The following is a 22,473-nucleotide window of genomic DNA, read 5'->3' on the forward strand; positions in this document are numbered from 1 at the left end:
GTGGTGTCCCTTACTCGCTCCTGCTGCTCAGAGCGTCTTCAGATACTCGATGAGGTCGCGGCGCTGCTGGTCGCTCAGCTCCGGCCCGATCGTGCCGTTGCCGAGCGGGCCGTTGCGGAACTCATGGCCGCGGTTGGAATTGCCGGGCAGGGCGGTGTCGAAGCGGAATGTGCCCGGGGTCGGGGTGGTGACGAAGCCGACATCGCGCGGGTCGAATTGCCGGCTGCCGACATGGAAGACGGCGTCGCGTTGCTCAGAGGGCAGCAGCATCTGGTAGAGGTTCGGCACCGCGCCGTTGTGCAGGTAGGGCGCCGTCGCCCAGATGCCATTGAGTGGCCGGGCGCGGTAGGCAGCCGGCGCACGCCATTCATTGGGGCGGTTGCCATTCATCTCCAGACGGCCGGGGCGGACATTGCCCGCCGCATCGGTCCAGCTTCCGCGCTCCGGCACGCGGTTGGCGTTGTAGAAGGCATTGATGACGTCCGTCGTCGCCTCCTGCAGCCCCTGGGCCGCGGAGACGCGGCGGCCATTCGGCAGCGTGGCGGTGCGGTTGATGAAGTTCATCGCCGCGCGCGGATCCGTGCCGATGCGCTCCAGCGGCACCATCGTGATCCGTGGCGTCGCCGCGCCCGCCGTGGCTGGATTCCAGGGCTGATGGCAGCCCGCGCAGAGCTGTGCGAACTGGACGCGGCCGCGCTCTGCTGCCGCCCGGTCGATGGGCCCGAGCAGATCCTCGGGCCAAGCGGGCGCGCGCAGGCCACCTCCGGGCGCGGGGCCGGCCAGCACTGTCTCCATGTCGTAGATGTTCTGCACGCGGACGGAGCTGCGATGGATCAGCTCGGGCGCGCCGGTCACCTTGACGAGGGCGCGGACGCCCATCGCCTCCGCGACATTGCGGCCCATGGGTTGGCGGATGGCGCCGTTGTACTGCACCCAGTCGAACCAGGGCGCATCCCAAAGGCCGGGGTAGCTGACCGGCGCATCGGCGACCGCTAGGTTGCTCGGCATGTTGGGCAGCGTGGCGAAGACGAAGTTGGCGCCGCGCCCCAGCGCGTCGAGCCGCCCGAAGCCCTCGGTCACGGGGTAGAGTCGCCGCCGCTCTGCCAGCCCCGCCTCCGTGCGCCCGCGGTCGAGCGCGAGGCCGAGGCGGCGATGCAGCGCCGCGCGCGTCTCTTCCGTGTCCGGCTGGCCGCTGCGCGCGAGGACATTCTGGGCGAAGCGCGCGAAGCGCGGGCCGGACCCATAGGTCAGGAACAGCGCGACGCCGATCTGGTCCTGAAAGGCGCCGATATCGGCCATGGAGGGCCCGCCCTCGATCCGGACGGCGCGGCGGCCATACTCGATCTGACCCGTGTGGCAGGCGGCGCAGGTCAGGCCGACCACCACCTCCGGCTCCTCCGATCCTTCCTGCACGCCGAACTCGTCGCGCGCGAAGCCGACGGGCAGCCCGTCCGGATTGATGGCGGAGCGGGGCGAGGGCAGGAAGCCGAAGCGCGCCATGTAGGCGGGGGAGGCGAAGGGTGGCGCGGCGGCGGGCCAGCTCAGGAAGGGCTGCTCCAGCGCCAGGAACCACGCATAGGGCATCAGCTTCGTGCCCTGCGACGTGTGGTGGAACCAGCTGCGCTGCTCGTCCGTCCAGTTCTGCCCGGCTGCCTGGGCGACGCTGTCCGGCATCTCCCGTTCGGGCAGGTAGGTGGCACAGCCGAGCCCTGTGAGCACGAGCGCGGCCGCGGTGGCCAGAGAAATGCGCTTGCCCATGCTGCCGTCCTCCCGCATCCGCGTCGCCGGGCAGGCCGCGCAGCGGCGATCCGCCCACTCGAATTCGGACGAACCAAACGGCGCAGGCGCGATGGCGGCATCTGCCGTTTGCTCTCTACCCCAGCGCGCGTCTGAAGTCCGCCCCGTGCTTTAGACGATGGCATGCATTCTTTGCCGCGCGCAACGCGATTTTGTTGCGGCTGTGGTGCGTGTTCCGACGCGCCCGTAGCTCGCGCGCTGCAACCGTCAGCTCGGGCCTGCTGGGGGTGCATCCGCAGCCAAGCTGGCTCAGCCACGGTGGTGCAGCCTATCTTGGGGCTCTGCTTTTGCAGTTCGTGGCGCAGTGAGGACGGGACGGGAGAAGGAGGCTCGGGAGGGACGAGGACACTGCGGGGCGGCAGGTCCGGGTCAGGTCAGAGGTGCTTTTGCTGGATGGGAGGCAATGATGCAGAGAAGGGCATTCCTCGGAGGAACGGCGCTGGCGGCGATCGCCACGAGCGCGACCGCGCACCATGGCTGGAACTGGGCCGAGGGCGAGCAGATGGAGCTCACCGGCACGATCCGTCAGGTCACCATCGCACCACCCCATCCGACGCTGCAGGTGGAGACACCGAATGACGGCGTCTGGACCGTGGAGCTGGGCAACCCAAGCCTGACGCGTCGGTCCGGTTTCGTCGAAGGCGTGGCCAACCCGGGCGACCGCGTCGTCGCGCTTGGCAATCGCTCGCGGAACCGCGGCGAGCGGAGAATGAAGGCGGTCCGGATCACGGTGGGAGACCGCCGCTTCGACATCTATCCGGAGCGCATCGGAGGCGGCTGACGTAGGTGGAGCCGCTCCTCCAGACGCTGGAGGCATGGCCGGTCGCGGCGGCGCTGCGACGGTCGGAGGTGCTCTACCTGCTCGTCAATGCGGCGCATATCCTCGGAATCGGGCTGCTGATCGGCGCGATTGCGACGCTGGACCTCCGGGTGCTTGGGGTGTTCCACCACGCGCCTTTGTCGGCGCTGGGTCCGCCTTTGGTGCGGGTGGCCGCGGCGGGCCTCGGCCTGGCGCTGGCGACCGGCTCCCTGCTGTTCAGCGTGCGGCCGGCGGACTACGCCGCGAACCCGGCCTTCCTCACGAAGCTGGGCCTGGTCCTTGCCGGGCTGCTGAACGTGCTGGCGCTGCACCTGAACCCGGGCTGGGGACGAGCCCTGACGGGAGAGGGCATCGGGATGACAGTGCGCCTTGCTGCCACTTTGTCCCTGCTGGTCTGGGTTTCCGCCTTGTTGGCGGGCCGCTGGATCGCCTTCCTGGAGTGAAGGCGGCCGTCGCGGTGCAGCGAGACACACCCTCGGAACGGCCGTCAGGCGCCACACGCCTCCGTCCTTCTCTGGCGCAGGATGCGGCGCCACAGCGTGGCAGGCGGGTGGATCACCGCGCTCATGGCGCGGGCGTAGTCGAGCACCAGACCAGGCGTCCAGGCCATGGTTTCCGCGCGCTGACGGATGAGCCCGGCCGCCCAGAGTTCGGGATTGGTGATGGCGCCGAGCACCGACATGACCGGCCAGCGCTTCGAGACGAAGACGCCTTCGAGCGCTGCATCGAGCGCGCCCGCCACGGCGCTGGAGCAGTTGCGGTTGGTGAGGTTGTAGGTCTGGTCCTTCCGGTAGACCTCCCAGAAGGCGCGCAGGCGTTCCGCGTTGAAATCCTGGAAGGCCACCTGCACGGTCGAAGGGCACCATCCGGTGACCTCCTCCGCATGGTTCGGCAGGAAACGCCCCGGGACATCGTTGTCGCTCGTCGCGCGCAGCAGGGCTGCGAAATCGCTGCGCGACCGGTCGATTTCCACCGCCGGGTAGTGGCTGATGTAGAGGTCCGGGGCCAGTTCGAGTGCGGCGTGGCCGGTCGAGATCGTGCCGTTGCTGTCCACCGCCGCGATGTAGCGGCTGACCGCGCGCTGATGCAGCGGGGCGCTGGCGGTGCCGGTGGGCGTCCAAACATGGACGATCAGGCTGCCCCTCCTGCTGGCCGCATCGGGCTGAATCGGGGGCAGCAGGACATGCGACAGCGGATTCTGCGAGAGCAGGACGGAGACGGGCGTGCCGGACGGCATGCGGCGGATCCGCCAGGCGATGTGGATGATGCCGATCCCGCTCAGCGCCATGACCAGCCCGACATTGAAGCCGACAGTGCCGGCATACCAGGTCGGCCATGGCTGGAGCGTCGCGATGGCCACGACAATCTCGAGAATGCCCCCGCCAAGGGCGCCCTTCCAGCCGGGGAAGCGGACGATGAGGGCGCTGGCGATGCGGAGCGCGCCATCCACCAGAAAGCCTAGGGCGAGGAGCAGGGCCAGGATGAAGCTCGCGCGCGGCGAGGAGCTGAGGATCAGCGCCCCGGCGGCCAGCAGGGCAATGCCCTTTGTGAGCCTGAGGCGCCGGGCCGCGCCCTTGCTGCCGGCCGCCGCCAGTAGGCTGAGCGCCGCTTCGGGCAGGATGAAATAGCCGAAGGCATAGGGTGGAATGAAGGTCCAGCCATCGATGGCATCGACGAGGATGAAGGCACCCAGGCCGAGCCAAGCGAGACCCGCCGCCAGCAGAACGGCCCAGCGGCGCTGGATCACCTCGTGACCCAGGAGCAGGAGCATGATGCGGATCATGCGGCCGCTTCCTGCCGGCTGGAGAGGCTTCGGGAGAGGAGCAGGGCCAGGGTGAAGCTGCCGCAAGCCAGGGCAACGAAGATCGGCAGGCCATGTTGCGCCACATCGAGGGCCAGGCCGGTAAGGCTAGGGCCGATGAGCGCGCCGCCGCCCCACAAAAGCCCCATCGCCGCATAGACGCCGACGAGTTCCGTGCCGCGGAAGCGCGACCCGACGATGGCCAGCATCGTCGTGTAGATCCCGACGAACAGCCCACCCCAGAGGAAGAGGGCAGGGTAGGCCACCCAGGGCGTGCGCAGCATGAAGGGCCAGGCGACGGCACCGAGCGTGCACAGGACACCCAGCCAGATCATCAGCTTCCGGCGGTCCATCTTGTCGCAGAGCCAGCCGATCGGCAGCTGCAGCAGGATCGCCCCCACCATCAGCGTGGTGATGAGTTGCGTGCCGGCCTGCTCCTCCCAGCCGAGGCGGACGGCATAGAGCGCCATGAAGGACAGCCCGGCCGTCTCCACGGCGGCGTTCAGTGCCGTCGTCGACATCGCCACGGGTGCCAGGCGCATGAAGCGCAGCAGGCTGCCCTGGCCATGCGCCTGCATGGGCGGCTTGATGATGCCGGGAGCCGAGACCAACAGCAGGGCCAGCAGCGCTGCGCCCGCACCCACGGCGAAGGGGAGCACGCCCTCCGTCCCGGTAACCGAGAGGATCAGCGGCCCGCCGGCAAAGCCCAGCGACAGCATGGCGGTGTAGGTCGCCATGATCCTGCCGCGCGTCGCATCGTCGCTGAGGTCGTTCGCCCAGCTTTCCGTCAGTACGAACAGGATCTCCGCGCCGACGCCCAATCCGACCCGCAAGAGGAACCACATCCAGACGATCGGGATCGCGGGAAAGAGCAGCAGCAGGGCGGCGGTCATGAGCAGTGCCGCGAGGATCAGCGGCTGCGCCCCGAGACGGCCGGCCAGCCATGGCAGGGCAGGCGCGATCATCAGCACGCCCACCGCATGCATGGCGGCGTTCAGGCCGATGAGCGTCTCTCCCATCCCGCGTTCCGCGAGGTTGAGCGCGACCAGCGGGGCGGTGAGGCTGTAGGTCAGCCCGAATATGGTGGCTGCACCAATGACCGCGGCGAGCGACAGCAAGCTGATCCGGTGGGTCTGACCCTGCATCGAGAGCTGGGTGGTCTGGCTGCCCTCAATGCTCATGCTCACGGCCTAAAGATGGATGTAGCGGTATCTCATCTTAAACCCAAGATTGCATTATGTGAATATGCCAGCTTTTCTGGTTGTGGAAAGCTAGCGCTCTACTTCTCATGCTGGTCGGGCTACCAGTTGGCCGGTCCGGGTGAGTTCGCTCCGGTAGCAGGAAACGGGAAGGCGTCCCCAGCACTGCCGCCAAAGAGAGAAGGTGATCAAGCCGGGCTCGCCGCCGCTCCGCCTCAGCGCCGGGAGCGGCGGCCCGCTGCGCGCTTGGGCTTGGTCCGTGCCTTCGCCTTCGTCCGCCCTTGCACCGGGGCCAAGTGAACAGGCTGGGCTGCGGGGATGCCCTCCGTCCCCGAATAGCGCTGGAGGCTCGCGCCGGCCGCAAGATGCGGATAGGCCTGGGCACCTTTCGGCCAAGCCCTGGCGAAGGCTGCGACTTCCGCGTGATCCAGCCTGCGGATGGTCTGGACAAGGAAGGACGCTGCCTGCGCCGGGCGCAGCCTCTCCTGGCATAGCAGGTGGAGGTGCCATTCCCGGGCGCGCAGGGGACACCAGTCCACCAGGGCTTCCTGCAGGGCCCGGCGCACCTCGACCGGCAGATCCTCGAAGGCCCGGTAGGGGTCGCCTTTCAGCTTGCTGCGGGGCTTGGTGGAGGTGCTGTTGTCCATGCCCGTCTGCTAACCGAGGGAAAGGAGCAGGAGAACAGCCGCTCGGCGCTCAGTACGCATGCCGCCACTGCGTGGGAGGTGGTCGCGGTCCCGACTTTGGCGCTGGTCCGGCAACAGGCCCTCTGCATTGTGGGCGGCCATCTTCCGTGAAAGCGCCGGGGCGCGCTCGGGGGGAGGGCGCGCCCCGTTCTGGCTTGCGCGGCCGGTCATGGCAGCCGCGCATCCAGCGCTCGCCGAGCGGTGCAGGGGGGGCAGCACCGCCCGGCTCAACGCCACGCCTCGTCAACCGTGCGTGGTCGGTAGGTCCACCTGGCCATACCAGGGCAGCCGGCGCGGCTCGGCCTCGGGTTCCGGCTCGCGCTGCGGGTTGCGCAGGCTGGCGAGGGTGCGCCGGCACCAGGTCAGCCAGGGAGCGGAGGGGCAGTCGGTCGCGGGGCTCATGCGACGCTCCCGGCCGGCAGAGCCTGCGGGGAGGCGGCGCGCGGCCGGGCGAAGCTGCGCAGCAGCACCCCGCCGAAGCACAGCATGCCGCCGAGCGTCATGAAGGAACCGAGCACCGTGAGGGGGAAGCCCACCGGGTAATCCAGGCGCAGGGCCGTCAGCCCGCCGCAGAACGCTACCAGCCCAGGCACCGCGAGCAAGAACTGCACCCGCGCCAAGCCAAGCTTCGCCGCTTCGGGCAGCGCGTGGTAGGTCAGGCCATAGATGGCGAAGGTCACCCAGCCCAGGAGGTTGAGGTGGACATGCACCGGGGTCAGCAGGAAGTTCTGGGCGATTCCCATGCCGATTCCGAGCATCATCCCGCAGCTTCCGGCCAGCACGGCGGCGAGCAGGTAGCATTGAACCAGTCCGTTTTTCGTTGGCATTTCCGTCTCCTACCCGGCTTCGCGGCCGGCAAGGCGGCGCTGATGCCGCATTCCCGGCTAAGGAGTCTTTGGTGCTGGTCTGAAACAAACTAAAATCCTATGCATCGAATAGGGTCAGGGCTGAGGCTGGACCCATCCGGGACGAGCATGGCGGCAGGGAGGGCCTGTACCGGTGAGCGAGGAACTGGTCTTCGGTCGGTTCGTGCTGTGTCCGCGGCAGCGCAGCCTGCACGCGGACGGAGTGCCGATCGAGATCGGCGCGCGCGCCTTCGACCTCCTCGCGGCGCTGGCACTCAGCAATGGCCGGCTGCTGAGCAAGGACGAGCTGATGTCGCTCGCCTGGCCCGGCCTCGCGGTCGAGGAGAACAATCTTCACGTGCAGATCGGCGCGGTGCGGCGGGCCCTGGGCGATGCGCGCGACGCGGTGATCAACGTGCCCGGCCGCGGCTACCGCTTCGGGCTGCCCCTGCGCGATGTCCAGGCCGCGCCCGCGCCGGTCCGCCTGTCGCTGGCGGTGCTGAGCTTCCTCAGCATCGGCGTGGACCCTGCGGCCGAGGCGTTGGCCGAGGGCGTGACCGACAGCCTGACCACCGACCTGTCCCGCGCATTATATGGCGGCCTCGTCGTGTCACGGACCAGCGCCAGCGCCTATCGCGGCCGCGCCGCCAGCACGCGGCAGATCGGCGAGGAGCTGCAGGTGCGCTACGTGCTGGAAGGCAGCGTCGCGCTGGATGACAGCCGCATTCGAGTCAATGCCCAGCTGATCGACGCCCGCGCCGACCTCCACGTCTGGGCCGAGCGCTTCGACCAGCCGCGCGACGCGAACCTGCTGGTCGCGCAGGACGTGATCGTCGCGCGGCTCACCCGCCTCGTCGCGCTGCAGGCCGTTCTGGCGGAGGCGCAGCGGATCGGCGCCGGCACGCAGGCCGACCCGACGGCCCTGTCGCTGCGGGCGCAGGGAATGGCGATCTCCAGCCGGATGTCGGCCGAGGGAGTGGCCGCCGCGCGCGAACTCTATGAACGGGCATTGACCATCGACCCCGGCAACGTCCAGGCGCTGGCGGGGCTGGCGACGGTCGAGGCTTCCGCGGTCACCAACGGATACACCTCGTCGGCGGAGCGCGCCGCGCGGGTGGCGCGGGCAGAGGTCCTGGCCAACAAGGCGCTCGCCGCGCATCCGGGGCATCTCGGCGCCTTGCAGGTCCGCGCGGTGGTGCTGCGCATCCAGGGTCGCTTCGCCGACGCGATCGTCGCCGCCAAGGCGGTGCTGGAACGCTGTCCCGGCGACCCGCCCACCTGCCGCGAGATCGGCCTCAGCCACCTCTATCTCGGCGAGGCGGAAGCGTCGCTGGAATGGTTCCGCCTGGCCGAGCTCAGCGGGCCGCAGGATCCCGGGCGCTGGACCTGGCTCCAGGGCTTGGGGCGCGCCCTGTTGCATGCCGGGCGCGCGGCCGAGGCGGTGCCAGTTCTGCGCGCCCTGGTCGAATGCCACCCGGGCTGGGCTTTTGGACATGGGCTGCTGGCGGTTGCGCTCCACCGCACGGGTCAACTCGACGCTGCCGCAGAGCGCTTCGCCGAGTTCGTGCGCCGGGCACCCTTGGCGGATGCGCGGCAGCCGGCGCTGATGGCGCCAGTGCCACCGGAACGGCAGGGCGCGGCCTACCGGGCGAAGGACGCTGCCCTGGCTGCGGACTTCGCGGCGATGGAGCAGGCAAACGAAGAGGCGTCGCGATCACTGGCCTGAGCCGGGCGATCAATGGACGACTTTGGACAGACATCGGCAGCCGCCGGTCCAGGCCTCGCCCGGTCCGCCACCAGGGAGGACGCAGGCGAGGTGCGGGCCGTCCCTCCGCGCCTGCTTCAGCGGCGACGTGCAGGCGCCCCGGTGTTGAGGGGCTGATATCCTTGCGGGACGCGAAAGCGCGCCGGATCCTGAGGCCCGTAGGTGACCTGAGTCGCCTCATACAGGGTCTCGGCATCCGAGCCGGTTCCCTCCACCAGCCGCAGCGGCACGCCATCCTCGGTGATGCAGGCCCGACGCACCTCGCCCGGATCGCTGCCCTGGGCCTGAACGCGCCACACCGTGCAGGCATGGCCTGCGACCCGGTCCGAACCCTCTCGGGTGAGGCGGATGCCTGGACGCGCGAAGGAGTGATCCTGCATCATCGTGGAGGCCATGCGCCCCAGGTCATGATAGGTGCGGTCGGCATCGAGCACCGCCGTCACGTTGCCGCTCCGCGTGTCGATCACGTGCACCACGCGCTGGGTAAGGGCGCGCCCCTCCGTGCGGACCCGCCCCTCAGAAACGAGCCAAGCGACGCTGTCCGTCGTGGGTGGCGCGTTCGGCACCTGGTAGCGGACCGCGACATCGCGCGTCGGCATGGCAGGCGGCGACGGCTGCTGCGCGCCGGCCGGCACGGCTGAGACCAAGGCAACAACAAGGCTGAGAGGGAAAAGGCGAGGCACTGACGTTTCGCTCCATTCAAACAACCCGCCATATCCAGGCGGAGCGGCAAGGGTCAACGGCACTCAGGGCAAGGCAGGGAGGATGCGGCACCGTCCGCCTGACGAGCACAGCCTCGGTCACCTCGCGCCGTATCGGGTTTGTGCATTCCTGCGAAACCGAACCGAGTTGGCAACATTCAGAGACGCGGTTGCTGGAAGGAAAGGGGGAACGCGTGGGCAAGGGCCTGAGGCTGGCCAGTGCGGTCCTGATGGTCGCGGCATGTCTCGGCGGCTGCGGCAACGAGGATCGTGCGCTCGAACGCGAGCGGCCGCGCACCCCGCCGACGGGCGCTGATGACGAGCGGATCAGCTACTACCAGGACAACAAGTTTCAGGTCGCGCGCGGCGGACGATACTTCAACTGGTATGGCTGCGGCTCCTGCCATTCGGACACGAATCCCGATGAAGCGCTCAACCTCGCCGATGGTCGCTGGCGGCGCGGCGGGGAGTTTCATGAGGTCTATGCCTCCATCACCAGCCGCCACCCACCCGGCACGGAGGACTACGCCCGTCGCGTGCCGGTCGAGCCGCTCTGGCAGCTCACCGCCTATGTGCGGGATCTGGAAAAGAACTCGCCAGCGATGCGCAATCGCCAAAGTCTGGACCTCCAGAACGAGAAGCGGAGGAACCAGTGAGGCCTCTTCGATGCATGGCGCTTCTGGCTGCCATCCTCCTGCCCGGCGCGTGCGACGGCCCGCATTCCGTGCTCGACCCGGCTGGGGATCAGGCGGCGCATCTCCATGGCCTGCTCAACCTGATGCTCTGGGTCTGCGGCATCATGTACGCGCTCGTCCTCGGCTTCCTGGCCTGGGCCCTGTGGCGGACGATCCGACGGCGGGACGCCGCTCCCCCGGGCCCGGACGAGAGCCAGCGTCCCTTACGGATCGGCCTGGGCGCATGGGCCGGACTGGTTGTTGCCGGCCTCATCCTCCTGTCCACGGCGAGCTTCCTGGTGGATCGCTCGCTCGCCGCGGCCCGCGAGCATGAAGCGCTCTCCATCCGAATCACCGCGCATCAATGGTGGTGGCGCGTCGCCTATCGCGACCCCGCCTCGGGCGAGTGGATCGAAACGGCGAACGAGCTGTACCTCCCGGCTGGACGGACAGCCCGGCTGGAACTCGTCGCCGAGGATGTCATCCACAGCTTCTGGGTCCCGAATCTGAGCGGCAAGCTGGACGTCATTCCGGGCCGCACCAACCTGCTCGACATCACGCCGCGTCGCGTCGGCTGGTATCGCGGGAACTGCGCAGAATTTTGCGGTCTGCAGCACACGCTCATGGCGCTCGATGTCCGCGTGGCGCCGCCGGAGGAGTTCTCGGCTTGGCTCGCGGCGCAGGCTGCGTCTGCGTCCCAGCCCAGCGACCCGGTGCTGGCGCGTGGGCAGGATCTCTTCGTCAACGGCACCTGTGCCGCCTGCCACGTCGTCCGGGGAACGCCGGCCGACGGGCGGTCCGGGCCTGACCTCACCCATGTCGGGACGCGCCGGTCCATCGCGGGCGGTGCGTTGCCCATGAACCGCGGCAATCTCCAGGGCTGGTTCCTTAATCCAGAGGCGCTCAAGCCCGGAACGCTGATGCCCGCGGTTGTCCTTCCATCCCAAGAGGCCGATGCGCTGGCGCGCTACCTCGAATGGCTCAAGTAGAAGCGCCCGACATGCAGCAGGCTGAACTCGCCAGCGAGGAAGCGCGCGTGGCAGCGATCTGGCGCGACAAGCCAGGCTTGTGGGGCTTCCTCACCACCGTGGACCACAAGCGTATCGCCGCCCGCTACATCGTGACGACGCTCGCGCTGCTCATCGTCGCGGGCATCCTGGCGTTGGACATGCGGTTGCAGCTTTCGCAGCCCGGCATGGAGCGGATGGGGCCGCAGCGCTACAACGAGGCCTTCTCCCTGCATGGCTCGACCATGCTCTTCCTGGTTTCGGTGCCAGTCATGGAGGCAATGGCTCTCTGGCTCGTGCCGCTGATGCTGGGCCAGCGCAACATGGCGTATCCCAGGCTCGCCGCCTACAGCTACTGGCTCTACCTGGGCGGCGTGTTGATGCTGTGGGTGCCGCATGCGCTCGACGTTACGCCGGACCTCGGCTGGTTCGAGTACCCGCCCTTGTCGGGCCCAACCTATTCGCCGGGGCATCGCGCCGACATCTGGGCACAGATGATCACCTTCACCGAGGTCGCCGCGCTCGCTGCCTCGGTGAATGTCGTGGCGACGATCCTGAAGTTGCGGCCACCGGGCATGACCCTCGCGCGCATGCCGCTTTTCCTTTGGGCCATGCTGGTCACCTCGCTGATGACGATGCTGGCGCTGCCGGCGGTGATGCTGGCGACCAGCCTGCTGATCGCCGACCGCCTCGTCGGCACGCAGTTCTTCAGCCCGAATGCTGGCGGGGATGTGCTGCTGTTCCAGCACCTGTTCTGGTTCTTCGGGCATCCCGAGGTCTACATCATCTTCATCCCGGCCGTTGGCTTCATCTCCGCCATCGTCGAGACCTTCTCGCGGCGGCCGCTCTTCGGATACACCGTGCAGGTCCTCGCCCTGATCTCCATCGGCCTGCTCGCCTTCGGCCTCTGGGTGCACCACATGTTCGCGGTCGGGCTTCCACGCCTCGGCGCCAGTTTCTACACGGCGGCCAGCATGGCGATCGCGCTGCCGGTGGGGCTGCAGATCTTCTGCTGGATCGCCACGATCGGCAGCGGCCGCCCCCGCTACGACACGCCGCTGCTCTGGATCATCGGCTTCATCGTGACCTTCGTGCTGGGCGGGCTGTCGGGCGTGATGACCGCCTCGGCCCCGCTCGACCTTCAGCTCACCGACACCTACTTCGTCGTGGCGCATCTGCACTACGTGCTGGTCGGTGGCGCGATGTTCCCGCTCTTCGCCGCGCTCACCTACTGGTACCCGAAGGCCACCGGGCGAATGCTCTCGGAATGGTGGGGAAAGGTCAGCTTCTGGCTGATCTTCGCCGGCTTCAACATCGGCTTCTTTCCAATGCACATCCTGGGGCTGATGGGCATGCCCCGGCGCATCTACACCTACGAGGAATGGACCGGCTGGGGGACGCTGAACCTTGTCGCCTCCGGCGGCGTGCTCATCGCGTCCGCGGGTGCCAGCATCCTGGTCGCCAATGCGTTGTTCAGCCTGCGGGGTGGACGCCGGGCCGGTGCCGATCCCTGGGGTGGCTCCACCCTCGAATGGGACTGCGCCTCGCCGCCGCCGCCGCATAATTTTCCGGCAACCCCGGTGGTGGAAAGCCGCACGCCGCTATGGCGGCAGGAGCATGCCCAGGCGGTGATGACCGGGCTTTCGCTGAAACGGCGCGAGGTCCTCATCACCTCGCCGGGCGAGGCTGTGCCGGAATACCGGCAGTACAGCCCGGGCCCATCCATCTGGCCCCTGCTATCCGCCATCGCGACCGGGATCTTGTTCGTGGGCAGCATCTTCACGCCCTGGGCGTTGGTCTGGGGGAGCATCCCGGTCGCTGTGGCGCTGATCGGCTGGTTCTGGCCGCGCCCTGTCAAGGAGGAGCCGAGGTGAGCGAGAGCAGCCAGCCGCATGACCAGGCTTCCGGCAAGCTTCGGCCGCTCCGCGTCGTCGGCAGCCTTTCTTCCCTGCCGGACAACGTGATCGGCGCCGCCAACCTCAACGTCTGGGGCGTGGTCGCCTTCATGATGATCGAGGGGATGGGCTTCGCGCTTTGCGGCGCCGCTGCCCTCTACCTGGCTTCCCAAGGCAAGGGATGGCCGCCTTCCGGCACCGCCCCACCGGACCTATCATTCGGCATCGCCTTTACGATCCTGCTCCTTGCCAGCGAAGTGTTGAACCGGTGGGTGGACCGCAAGGCCTGGGCGCACGACCTGGCCGGCTTGCGCCTCGGCATGGTTCTGATCACCGCAGTCGGCGTCGTGCTGATCGGCGTGCGCGCGCTCGAATTGATGCACCTGAATGTGCGCTGGAGCGATAACGCCTATGGCTCGACCATCTGGCTGCTGATGGTGCTGCACACGAGCCACCTCATCACCGATGTGGCCGATACCGCGGTGCAGACCGAATGGCTCTTCCGCAAGGAGATCGAGGACAAGCAATTCAGCGGCGCGTCGGATAACTGCCTCTACTGGGATTTCGTGGTGCTCACTTGGCTGCCGATCTGGGGGCTGGTCTATTGGATGCCCCGGTTCTGGGGGGGCTCGTGATGGGTGGCCGGTCACGCAAGGCGGTCGGAACCGCCCTCGTCCTCCCGCCGCTGGCCTGGTTCTTCTACCAGCAGGGGATGGGCCTGACGCAGCAGCTGGATTGCTCCACCGGCGGTCTACCGGTCGGCCCCGCTGCGGGCCTCCTCGCGCTGCTGTTCTGCGCGGCCGCGGCCTGGCTCGGCTGGCCGGTGGCGGCAGAAGGTCGAAAGGGAGAGATGCCGCGCTTCCTGGCTTGGCTTGCCATAGGCGGGGCGGGCATCTTCGCGCTGGCGATCCTGCTCCAGGCCGTGGCCACCTTCATCGAGCCGCCATGCTGGCGCTAGCCTCCTTCCTCGGCGGCGCGATCCTGCTCTGGGCAGGCGCCGCAGCGGCTCATGCGGGCGCCGCTCCTGACGAGGGACTTGGCTGGAGCTTCGATGCCTGGACGACTGTCCCGCTGGTGGTCGGGGGCTTGCTGCTGGGCCTCGGCTGGATGCGCCTCGCGCGGCGCACTGTTCACGGCACGGCTACCCTCCGGCGCCGCGCGGGCCTGCTGGCGCTGGGCTGGGCGGGGCTCGTCCTCGCCCTGGTGTCGCCGATGGCGGCAGCCGGGCATCTCTCCTTCTCCGCCCACATGCTCCAGCACGAGATCCTCATGCTGTGGTCGGCCCCGCTGCTCGTGCTCGGGCGGCCGCTTGCCTTTTTGATCTGGGGCCTGCCCGAGGCGGCGCGGCCCGGCCTCGCGCGACTGCTGCACGCACCGGTCCTGGTGCATCTCGGGCGTGGCCTGACCCATCCGGTCGCCGCGACTCTGCTGCAATCGGCGGTGCTGTGGCTGTGGCACGCGCCGCAGCTTTTCGAGCGGGCGCTCGACATCCCGGCCTGGCATGTCGCGCAGCACATGTCCTTTTTCCTGAGTGCGCTCGCCTTCTGGGTCGCGATGATCGACCGCTGCCCGCGCACCCTGGCCGGGCGCTGTCTCGCGGCCTTGTGCCTCTTCGCCACCTCCCTGGTCTCCGGTGCGCTCGGCGCCTTGATGGCGATCTCGGAGAGTCCCTGGTACGCCGGCTACGCTCGGCTGGGCCTGACGCCGCTCGGCCTCTCGCCCGCGGAGGACCAGCAACTCGCCGGGTTGCTGATGTGGGTGCCTGGAGGATTGCTCCATGCCGCTGCGGCGCTCGCGCTTCTCGCGGGCGCCTTCCGGCTTTCCCTGGACGTGCCCCATGCCCGCCAGTCTTAGATGGATCCTTCTCTTGCTCGGGCTGTCGGTGCTCGCCGCCGCCACCGCGATCGGGACCGTGTTGTGGCAGCATCAGGAGCGGCAACGAAGCTTTGCCACCGAGGAGACGGGCGGAAACCCGGAGGCCGGCCACGCCGCGCTGATCCGCTTTGGCTGCGGGGGCTGCCATCGCATTTCCGGTGTCGCCGCTGCGCGCGGCAGGGTGGGGCCCTCCCTCGCCGGGCTTTCCGGCCGCACCTACTTGGCAGGGCGGCTTCCCAACGAGCCCGCACAACTCATCCGCTGGATCCGGGAGCCGCGTGCGGTCGACCCGCAAACCGCCATGCCCGATCTTGGCGTCGAAGAGCGGGATGCGCGCGACATGGCGGCCTATCTCTACAGTTTGAAGCCCACATCGCAGTGATGCCGGGCACGCGTTTGGCTCGGGCGGCGACAAGGCCTAGTGTCGTGCCGACATCCTTCCACATCGCGAGCGCCCGATGGACCAGATCGCCTCAGCCTCCCTGTCCCATGAGGACATGCTTGCCCGCCTCGCCGACATCACGGTCCGCGTCGGGTTGAACCTCCAGCCCGGTCAGGAACTCGTGATGACCGCATCGGTGGAGGCGCTGCCCCTGGCGCGCCGGATTACCGACGCGGCCTACCAGGCCGGGGCCACGGTGGTGACGACGCTGCTTTCGGACGACCGGCAGACCCTGTCCCGTTTCCAGCACGGATCCGAGGAAAGCTTCGACCACGCGCCGGCTTGGCTCTTCGAGGGGATGGCGGAAGCCTTCCGTCGCGGCGCGGCGCGTCTTGCCATCGTGGGCGAGGATCCGAGCCTCCTGGTGGGGCAGGACGCGGAGCGCGTGGCGCGGGCGAACCGCGCGCGGGCCAAGGCCTATCGCCCGGCGCTCGACCTCATCACCGCCTCGGCGATCAACTGGACCTTGGTTCCCTACGCCGCCCCCGCCTGGGCACAGGCGATGTTCCCTAACCTGCCCCCGCAGGAAGCGGAGGCGCGGCTCTGGTCCGCGATCTTCGCAGCGACCCGCGCCGATGCCGCCGATCCCGTCGCGGCCTGGGCCAGTCACAATGCCATTCTGCTGGCGCGTCGCCGGATGCTGACCGCGCGCCGCTATGCCGCGCTGCGCTTCCGCGGCCCCGGCACAGACCTGACGGTCGGCTTGGCGGATGGGCATGCCTGGATGGGCGGCACCTCCGTCGCGCAGAACGGCGTCACCGGCAATCCCAACATCCCGACGGAGGAGGTGTTCACGACGCCGCATGCCGCCCGCACGCAGGGGTATGTCGTGGCGACGAAGCCGCTCTCCTACCAGGGCACGCTGATCCGCGACATCCGCGTCCGCTTCGAGGGAGGTGTCATCGTCGAGGCGAAGGCCAGCACGGGCCAGGGGATCCTTGAGCGGATGATCAGCACCGACGAGGGCGCCCGGCGCCTGGGCGAGGTGGCGCTGGTTCCGGCTTCCTCGCCCATCTCGCGCAGCGGGCTGCTGTTCCTGAACACCCTCTTCGACGAGAACGCGGCGAGCCATATCGCCCTCGGCCAGGCCTACAAGAAGTGCTTCGTGGATGGCGACACGCTCAGCGAGGAGGATTTCGACAAGCGCGGCGGCAATCGCAGCCTGATCCATGTGGACTGGATGATCGGCTCCGCGGAGATCGACGTGGACGGGATCGACGCGCAGGGCGGGGCCGAGCCGCTCATGCGCGCGGGGGAATGGGCGGACACGGCCCGCTGACCCGGCACGGGTTCGATTTTCCTTGACGGCCCCTGGACCGGGACCGGTTCATTCCGCCTGGCTGCGCCGCAACGCGGGGCCAGGGAGGAAACATGACGGAAGACTATCGGGCCGCGATCGGCGGAACGCGCCGCGTGGCCTTGGGCCTAGGGCTGGCGACCTTGGCCTTGCCGGCCATCGCCACGGCCCAGACTCAATGGCCCACGGGAGCGGTCCGCTTCATCGGCATCTTCCCGCCTGGCGGTGGCACCGACATCCTGTCCCGCCTCTGGTGCATCAAGATGAGCGAGATCACGGGGCAGCAATTCGTGGTCGAGAACCGCTCCGGCTCCGGCGGCAATATCGGCACCGAGGTCATCGCCAACGCCCCGGCGGATGGCACCGCCATCGGCCTGGCCAGCGTCGCGCCTCTCGCCATTTCGCCGACGCTCTACGGGCGCCTGCCCTTCAACGCCGCGCGCGATTTCAGCCTGATCTCCGGGCTTTGGCAGCTGCCCAATCTGCTGGTGATCAACAACGACGTGCCCGCGCGCAGCGTGCCCGAGTTGATCGCCCTGCTCCGCGCCAATCCGGGCCGCTACGCCTATGCCTCCTCTGGCTCAGGCACGACGGTGCACCTGTCCGGCGAGATGTTCCGTTCCATGGCGGGGCTGGACATCCTGCACGTGCCCTATCGCGGCGGGGCCCCGGCGCATGTGGACCTCCAAGGGGGACGCGTGCACATGATCTTCGACAACATCCCGCAGGGGCTGGCCTTGGCGCGGGAAGGCAAGGTCCGCGCCCTGGCGGTGACGGGCCGCCAGCGCAGCCCGCAGGCCCCGGACCTGCCGGCGATGGCGGAGTTCCTGCCGGATTTCGAGATCACCTCCTGGGGCGGCGTGATGGGTCCGGCCGGGATGGCGCCCGCGTTGGTCGAGCGGATCAACGCCCTGACCAAGCAGTCGCTCGAAAGCCCCGACCTGAAGCGCCGCTTCGAGGAGAACGGGGCTTCGACCTGGTATACGACGCCGGAGGAATTCGCGCGCTTCCGGGCAGCGAACGAGGCCGCCTTCGCGCCGCTCATTCGCGCATCCGGCGCCAGGGTGGAGTGACGGCCGCCGCACTGGGACGCGACCTCGGCACATCTGGGACGGGGGCGCGTATTCGTTTCGAAAGCCTGGGCGGTGGCTGTGCCCAGGCGGCTCTCATGCAGCTGCGCATGGAGCATCCACGTGAAAAGTCCCAGAAGGTCAATCCGTTGAATCGCTGATACCGCATGAACTCGCGGGGAGGTAGTCTATACCCCGTTGAGTTGGCCAATTCGGCGGCGTCAGGCGTGCGGCACGCAATTCCAACTCGTGATCGGTCAGCCAAAAGGTCCCAACACGGCTTTGCCCATGTCAGCACGTTACCCACGAGATCTCGGTGCCGGGAAGGACCTGCTGGCGGCAGGCGGCCTTCTGCTGTTCACCCTCTTGGGTGCGCTTCTCGTCGGCGCGCTCCCACAGGCGGGGCAGACCCGCTTCGTCGCTGTTTTCCCGCCCTGGCAGGACCTCCTCCAGTCGACGGAACGGGTGGGCGCAGCCGGGGGCTTGGTCGTTGCCACGGGCAACCTTCCCAATTTCGTGACGGTGCAGTCTGACGATCCCTCCTTTGTGAGTGCCCTTTATCGGTCGGGGGCCTGGCTCGTGCTCGACCTTTCTTCCGCCCGCGGCTGTTCTGGCCTGCCAGCGAGACCCTCCAACATCCGAGAGAGAGGCGACGTCTAGTGCTCGAACTTGAAAGCCTGCGGACGCGCTTCGCCCGCTTCCTCGTCCTGTTCCTGTGGCTGCATATCCCCCTGATGGGGGCAGTGGCCCATGCGATGGGCCGGTCCCCCGTGCCACCCGTGGTGTTCGTCGCCGCGCTCGCGGGCATCCTCCACCTCTCCTGGTGGGCGCGGGGGCCAGCGCCTGTCACGCGCTACCTCTCGGCGGTCGCGCTGATGGCTCAGCCGGCCCTGCTGGTCTACCTGCTGGCAGGGAATGCTTGGCAGATGGACATGCACATGTACTTCTTCGCCAGCCTGGCGCTGTTGATCGGCTGGTGCGACTGGCGTGCCATCCTGATCGGCGCGGCTTCCGTCGCCCTGCATCACCTGACGCTGAACTTCGCTTTCCCGCTGGCGGTGTTCCCGAACGGCACGGATCTGGAGCGCGTCATCCTCCACGCCGTAATCGTCATCCTGCAGAGCGCCGTCCTGGTCTGGTTCTGCAACACCCTGGTGTCGAGCTTCCAGCGCATCGAGGCGATGGGCGACGTGATCCGGCAAAGCAACGAGACGCTCGAGCGCCGTGTGGAGGAGCGGACCGAGGAGGCGAGGGCGGCGAACGCGGCCAAGAGCCTCTTCCTGGCCAATATGAGCCACGAGATCCGCACGCCGATGAATGCTATTCTCGGCTTCAGCCACCTCGCGCTCCGGACCGACCTGGCGCCCAAGCAGAGGGACTACGTCCTCAAGATCAAGTCCGCCAGCAGTGCACTGCTCGGCCTGATCAACGACATCCTCGACTTCTCCAAGATCGAGGCCGGCAAGCTCACCCTCGAGCACGAGCCCTTCAACCTGCGGGCATCTCTTGATGGCGTGTCGAGCATCGTCGCCGTGAAGGCGCTCGAAAAGGGAATCAACCTCCGCCTGGACGTGGACCCGGAGCTTCCCTGCGTCCTGGTCGGGGACTCGATGCGCTTCAACCAAGTGCTGCTCAACCTGGTCAGCAATGCCGTCAAGTTCACCGAGCGCGGCGAGGTGGTCGCCGATCTGCGCCTCGCGGAGCGGCAAGGGGGCGAGGTGGTACTTCAGGTCTCCGTCCGGGACAGCGGCATCGGCATGTCGCAGGAGCAGCAGGCGAATCTGTTCCGCTCCTTCTCCCAGGCCGACAGCTCCACGACGCGCCGCTTCGGGGGAACGGGCTTGGGGCTTGCCATCAGCCATCAGCTCGTCGGCTTGATGGGCGGGGCGATCGAGGTCGAGAGCGCGCCCGGGAAGGGCAGCACCTTCCGCTTCAATGTCCGGATGGGGGTGGGCGAGGCCCGCGGCGCACCGGTGAGGACTCCCTCGGAGGAAATGAAGCGCCTGCGGGTGATGGTGGTGGACGACAACGCCGCCTCGCGGGAGATCCTCCAGGAAATCTTCGCATCCTGGTCCATGCATGCCGATCTCGCCGCATCGGCCGCGGAAGCCTTGAGCGCGCTGCATGACGCCGCCGCCAAGGGCGCCCCTTACGACATCGTGCTGATGGACTGGAAGATGCCCGGCCTGGATGGATTGGAGGCCACGCGCCAGATCCGGCAAAGCACCAAGCTGGCGAAGCTGCCGACCGTGCTGATGGTCAGCGCCTATGCCCGCGAGGAAGCGATGATGGAGGCGGATGCCTCGGGTGTTGCCGCCTTCCTCGTCAAGCCGGTGGATGCCGGCATGCTGCTCGACACGATCGCCAACCTTGCCAGCGGGCTTGCCCAGCCCACCCTGCCAAAGGAGGCGTCCGCCGACGCTCTGCCCATGGTGGAGCCCAGGCTCCGCGGTGCCCGCGTGCTGCTCGTCGAGGATAGCGAAATCAACCGCGAGGTCGCGCTGGAAATCCTTCACGACGCGGGCCTCGTCGTCGACGTGGCGGAGAATGGCCGCATCGCGTGCGAGAAGGTGCTCGCCAATTCCGGTGCCGCCTATGATGGCGTCCTGATGGACGTGCAGATGCCCGAGATGGATGGCATTGAGGCGACGCGCCGCATCCGGGAGTTCTGGGCGGCCGACCGCCTCCCCATCCTCGCCATGACGGCCCATGCCTATGAGCAGGAGCGGCAGCGCTGCTTCGAAGCCGGCATGAACGACCATCTCGCCAAGCCGATCGACCCCGGGCTGCTGGTGGCAGCGCTGAACCGCTGGCTGAAGCCGCCTGCCAACCCGCTCAAATCAGGGGAAGTGCCTGCTGCAGCGGAGATCGCCATTCCGGCGGAGGAACTGCCCGAGACCCTGCCGCCCTTCGACCTTCATCGGGCGCTGGCCAGGGTGAATGGGAAGCGCAAGCTGCTGCGCAAGCTTATCGTCGATTTCGGTGAGAAGTTCGCCGACGTCGCCGCGGAGCTTCGCCGGCAGCTTTCCGAGGGCGCGTCGGAGGATGCGCGGCGGCTCGCCCACACGCTCAAGGGCGTGGCGGGCTCCCTGGAAGCGCGCGAGGTCTTCGAGACCGCGCGACAGCTCGAGGATGCGCTCGTCCGGCAGGAGCATGGGGAGCTGGACAGGCTGCTTGGCCGTGTCGAAGCGGCGATGACGCCTGCCGTCGCCGCCGCGCGGTCCCTCTCGGCGAAGTCTGCGGGGAGCCGCAAGGCCCTGTCCCAGAAGGAGCGGGAGCAGCTGGACTATACCTCCGTGGGCCCGCAGCTCGCCGAGCTCCGGGAGCAGCTGACGCGGCGCAGCCTGCGGGCGCGCGCCACCCTGGCCGCGCTGAAGGCGGCGCTCGGCGAGACGGCCGAGGCGCATCAGCTCATTCCGGTGGAAGCGGCGGTGGCCGCGCTCGATTTCGCCGGGGCTGCGATGTTGCTGGATGAAACGATGGCCGTGTCGACGGTCCAAGGGGAGCTCGCTCAATGAACAAGCGTGCGGTGGTACTGATCGTTGACGACGAGGTCTCGAACATCGAGATCCTGAGCGCGGCGCTGGAGGAGCAGCATGAGATCTGCTTCGCCACGTCGGGGCAGGAGGCGCTGGAGGTCGCGCGCAGCATCTCCCCCGATCTGGTGCTGCTCGACGTGATGATGCCCGACATGGACGGCTATGAGGTCTGCCGGCGAATCAAGTCCGACCCGCTGCTGGCGGACATTCCGGTCATCTTCACGACGGCGCTGGGCGACCAGGACGCCGAGGTAAGGGGGCTGGAGATCGGGGCGATCGACTACGTCACCAAGCCCATCTCACCGGTCATCGTCCAGGCCCGGGTCCGCAATCATCTCGAGATGAAGCAGATGCGCGACCAGCTGGCGGCCCTCGCGGTCACCGATGCGCTCACCGGGCTGGGTAACCGGCGCAAGCTGGAGACCATCCTGAACCAGGAGGTCATGCGCCTGGCGCGCACCGGGGCAAATCTGTCGGTCCTCATCCTCGACATTGATTTCTTCAAGCGCTTCAACGACAGCTATGGCCACACGGCCGGCGACCGTTGCATCGCGATGGTCGGTGCCGCGCTGGCCCGCGCCGTTCGTCGGGCCGCCGATCTGGCGGTCCGCTATGGCGGCGAGGAATTCGCCTGCCTTCTGCCCGAGACGAGCCATGACGAAGCCATGGAGATTGCGAGCAACATCCGCGAGCGGGTGCGGGCCCTCGGAATTCCGCACAGCGAGTCGGATGCCGCGCCGCATGTGACCGTCAGCGTCGGCGTGGCGACGGCAACCTGCTTCAACGGCGCCGATCCCATGAGCTGGGTCAAGGCCGCCGACGAGCAGCTTTACATCGCCAAAAAGGCGGGACGGAACGGCGTCGCGGGCCGCATCTTCAGGCAGGAGGAGTTGCGGGAGCTGCACGCGGCTTAGGACGCTTTGCCCCTCTGCTTGCCTTGACCCGATGATGTGTGCGGGCGACCGTGCGGCACTGCGGTCAGGAAAGAGGGAGAGAGCGATGCAAGGCGAGGACGACGCGCTGTTCGAGAAGGGGCTGCCGATCCGGCGCGAGGTGCTGG

22 protein-coding genes are annotated in these 22,473 nt (G+C 68.3%); 15 read left to right on the forward strand and 7 right to left on the reverse strand.

The window, feature by feature from the left end:
• Window positions 1-27: 27 nt before the first annotated feature.
• Entirely contained in the window at window positions 28-1,758 is a 1,731-nt protein-coding gene (locus tag JTJ31_RS21910) for a di-heme-cytochrome C peroxidase (protein ID WP_207540882.1), read from the reverse strand.
• A 445-nt stretch (window positions 1,759-2,203) separates the two neighbouring features.
• Here JTJ31_RS21910 and JTJ31_RS21915 point away from each other — a divergent pair, with 445 nt between their 5' ends.
• Both JTJ31_RS21915 and JTJ31_RS21920 read left to right on the forward strand, forming a co-directional pair.
• A complete protein-coding gene (locus JTJ31_RS21915) occupies window positions 2,204-2,578 on the forward strand; it encodes a DUF6152 family protein (RefSeq protein WP_236020528.1) in 375 nt (124 codons plus the stop codon).
• Between the two features lie 5 nt (window positions 2,579-2,583).
• Window positions 2,584-3,060, forward strand: a complete 477-nt coding sequence (locus JTJ31_RS21920) for a DUF6644 family protein (RefSeq protein ID WP_207540884.1) — start codon at window positions 2,584-2,586, stop codon at window positions 3,058-3,060.
• A 44-nt stretch (window positions 3,061-3,104) separates the two neighbouring features.
• On the opposite strand, the gene JTJ31_RS21925 is transcribed toward JTJ31_RS21920, so the two are convergent.
• The 5 genes from JTJ31_RS21925 to JTJ31_RS21945 form a co-directional block, all read right to left on the reverse strand.
• Entirely contained in the window at window positions 3,105-4,400 is a 1,296-nt protein-coding gene (locus JTJ31_RS21925; protein WP_207540885.1) for a protease, read from the reverse strand.
• On the reverse strand, window positions 4,397-5,599 hold the full coding sequence (locus JTJ31_RS21930) for an MFS transporter (RefSeq protein ID WP_207540886.1): 1,203 nt from the start codon (window positions 5,597-5,599) through the stop codon (window positions 4,397-4,399). Before JTJ31_RS21930 ends, JTJ31_RS21925 begins: the two co-directional genes overlap by 4 nt.
• 233 nt (window positions 5,600-5,832) lie before the next feature.
• Complete coding sequence (locus JTJ31_RS21935) at window positions 5,833-6,264, reverse strand: DUF6525 family protein (RefSeq protein ID WP_207540887.1); 432 nt, start codon at window positions 6,262-6,264, stop codon at window positions 5,833-5,835.
• Between the two features lie 282 nt (window positions 6,265-6,546).
• Window positions 6,547-6,705, reverse strand: coding sequence for a hypothetical protein (locus JTJ31_RS21940; RefSeq protein ID WP_207540888.1), 159 nt, complete (start codon window positions 6,703-6,705; stop codon window positions 6,547-6,549).
• On the reverse strand, window positions 6,702-7,130 hold the full coding sequence (locus tag JTJ31_RS21945) for a hypothetical protein (RefSeq protein WP_207540889.1): 429 nt from the start codon (window positions 7,128-7,130) through the stop codon (window positions 6,702-6,704). The genes JTJ31_RS21940 and JTJ31_RS21945 overlap by 4 nt, the downstream gene beginning before the upstream one ends.
• Window positions 7,131-7,302: 172 nt before the next feature.
• Here JTJ31_RS21945 and JTJ31_RS21950 point away from each other — a divergent pair, with 172 nt between their 5' ends.
• The gene (locus JTJ31_RS21950; RefSeq protein ID WP_207540890.1) at window positions 7,303-8,874 is read left to right on the forward strand and encodes a winged helix-turn-helix domain-containing protein; all 1,572 of its coding nucleotides are present in this window, start codon (window positions 7,303-7,305) and stop codon (window positions 8,872-8,874) included.
• A 116-nt stretch (window positions 8,875-8,990) separates the two neighbouring features.
• Here JTJ31_RS21950 and JTJ31_RS21955 read toward each other — a convergent pair whose 3' ends face one another.
• Window positions 8,991-9,512, reverse strand: a complete 522-nt coding sequence (locus tag JTJ31_RS21955) for a hypothetical protein (protein WP_207540891.1) — start codon at window positions 9,510-9,512, stop codon at window positions 8,991-8,993.
• A gap of 296 nt (window positions 9,513-9,808) precedes the next feature.
• On the opposite strand from JTJ31_RS21955, the gene JTJ31_RS21960 reads away from it, so the two are divergent.
• The 12 genes from JTJ31_RS21960 (at window position 9,809) to JTJ31_RS22015 (ending at window position 22,327) form a co-directional block, all read left to right on the forward strand.
• Complete coding sequence (locus JTJ31_RS21960; RefSeq protein WP_207540892.1) at window positions 9,809-10,270, forward strand: hypothetical protein; 462 nt, start codon at window positions 9,809-9,811, stop codon at window positions 10,268-10,270.
• Window positions 10,271-10,284: 14 nt separating this feature from the next.
• A complete protein-coding gene (coxB, locus tag JTJ31_RS21965) occupies window positions 10,285-11,277 on the forward strand; it encodes a cytochrome c oxidase subunit II (protein WP_207540893.1) in 993 nt (330 codons plus the stop codon).
• Window positions 11,265-13,169: a cbb3-type cytochrome c oxidase subunit I gene (locus JTJ31_RS21970; RefSeq protein WP_207540894.1), complete on the forward strand. Its 1,905-nt coding sequence runs from the start codon at window positions 11,265-11,267 to the stop codon at window positions 13,167-13,169. Before coxB ends, JTJ31_RS21970 begins: the two co-directional genes overlap by 13 nt.
• On the forward strand, window positions 13,166-13,825 hold the full coding sequence (locus JTJ31_RS21975; RefSeq protein ID WP_207540895.1) for a cytochrome c oxidase subunit 3: 660 nt from the start codon (window positions 13,166-13,168) through the stop codon (window positions 13,823-13,825). Before JTJ31_RS21970 ends, JTJ31_RS21975 begins: the two co-directional genes overlap by 4 nt.
• Entirely contained in the window at window positions 13,825-14,148 is a 324-nt protein-coding gene (locus JTJ31_RS21980) for a hypothetical protein (RefSeq protein ID WP_207540896.1), read from the forward strand. Before JTJ31_RS21975 ends, JTJ31_RS21980 begins: the two co-directional genes overlap by 1 nt.
• Complete coding sequence (locus JTJ31_RS21985) at window positions 14,136-15,044, forward strand: cytochrome c oxidase assembly protein (RefSeq protein WP_207540897.1); 909 nt, start codon at window positions 14,136-14,138, stop codon at window positions 15,042-15,044. The genes JTJ31_RS21980 and JTJ31_RS21985 overlap by 13 nt, the downstream gene beginning before the upstream one ends.
• A 13-nt stretch (window positions 15,045-15,057) precedes the next feature.
• The gene (locus JTJ31_RS21990; RefSeq protein ID WP_236020529.1) at window positions 15,058-15,447 is read left to right on the forward strand and encodes a c-type cytochrome; all 390 of its coding nucleotides are present in this window, start codon (window positions 15,058-15,060) and stop codon (window positions 15,445-15,447) included.
• A gap of 76 nt (window positions 15,448-15,523) precedes the next feature.
• Window positions 15,524-16,786 (forward strand): aminopeptidase, encoded by a 1,263-nt coding sequence (locus JTJ31_RS21995; RefSeq protein ID WP_207540898.1) that lies wholly within the window; start codon window positions 15,524-15,526, stop codon window positions 16,784-16,786.
• A gap of 92 nt (window positions 16,787-16,878) precedes the next feature.
• Window positions 16,879-17,877, forward strand: coding sequence for a Bug family tripartite tricarboxylate transporter substrate binding protein (locus JTJ31_RS22000; protein WP_207540899.1), 999 nt, complete (start codon window positions 16,879-16,881; stop codon window positions 17,875-17,877).
• A gap of 285 nt (window positions 17,878-18,162) precedes the next feature.
• Window positions 18,163-18,534 (forward strand): hypothetical protein, encoded by a 372-nt coding sequence (locus JTJ31_RS22005; RefSeq protein WP_207540900.1) that lies wholly within the window; start codon window positions 18,163-18,165, stop codon window positions 18,532-18,534.
• On the forward strand, window positions 18,534-21,392 hold the full coding sequence (locus JTJ31_RS22010) for a response regulator (RefSeq protein ID WP_207540901.1): 2,859 nt from the start codon (window positions 18,534-18,536) through the stop codon (window positions 21,390-21,392). Before JTJ31_RS22005 ends, JTJ31_RS22010 begins: the two co-directional genes overlap by 1 nt.
• A complete protein-coding gene (locus JTJ31_RS22015; RefSeq protein ID WP_207540902.1) occupies window positions 21,389-22,327 on the forward strand; it encodes a diguanylate cyclase in 939 nt (312 codons plus the stop codon). Before JTJ31_RS22010 ends, JTJ31_RS22015 begins: the two co-directional genes overlap by 4 nt.
• Window positions 22,328-22,473 lie beyond the last annotated feature (146 nt).

It is taken from the genome of Sabulicella rubraurantiaca (genome assembly GCF_017355885.1).
Lineage (GTDB): Bacteria > Pseudomonadota > Alphaproteobacteria > Acetobacterales > Acetobacteraceae > Roseococcus > Roseococcus rubraurantiacus.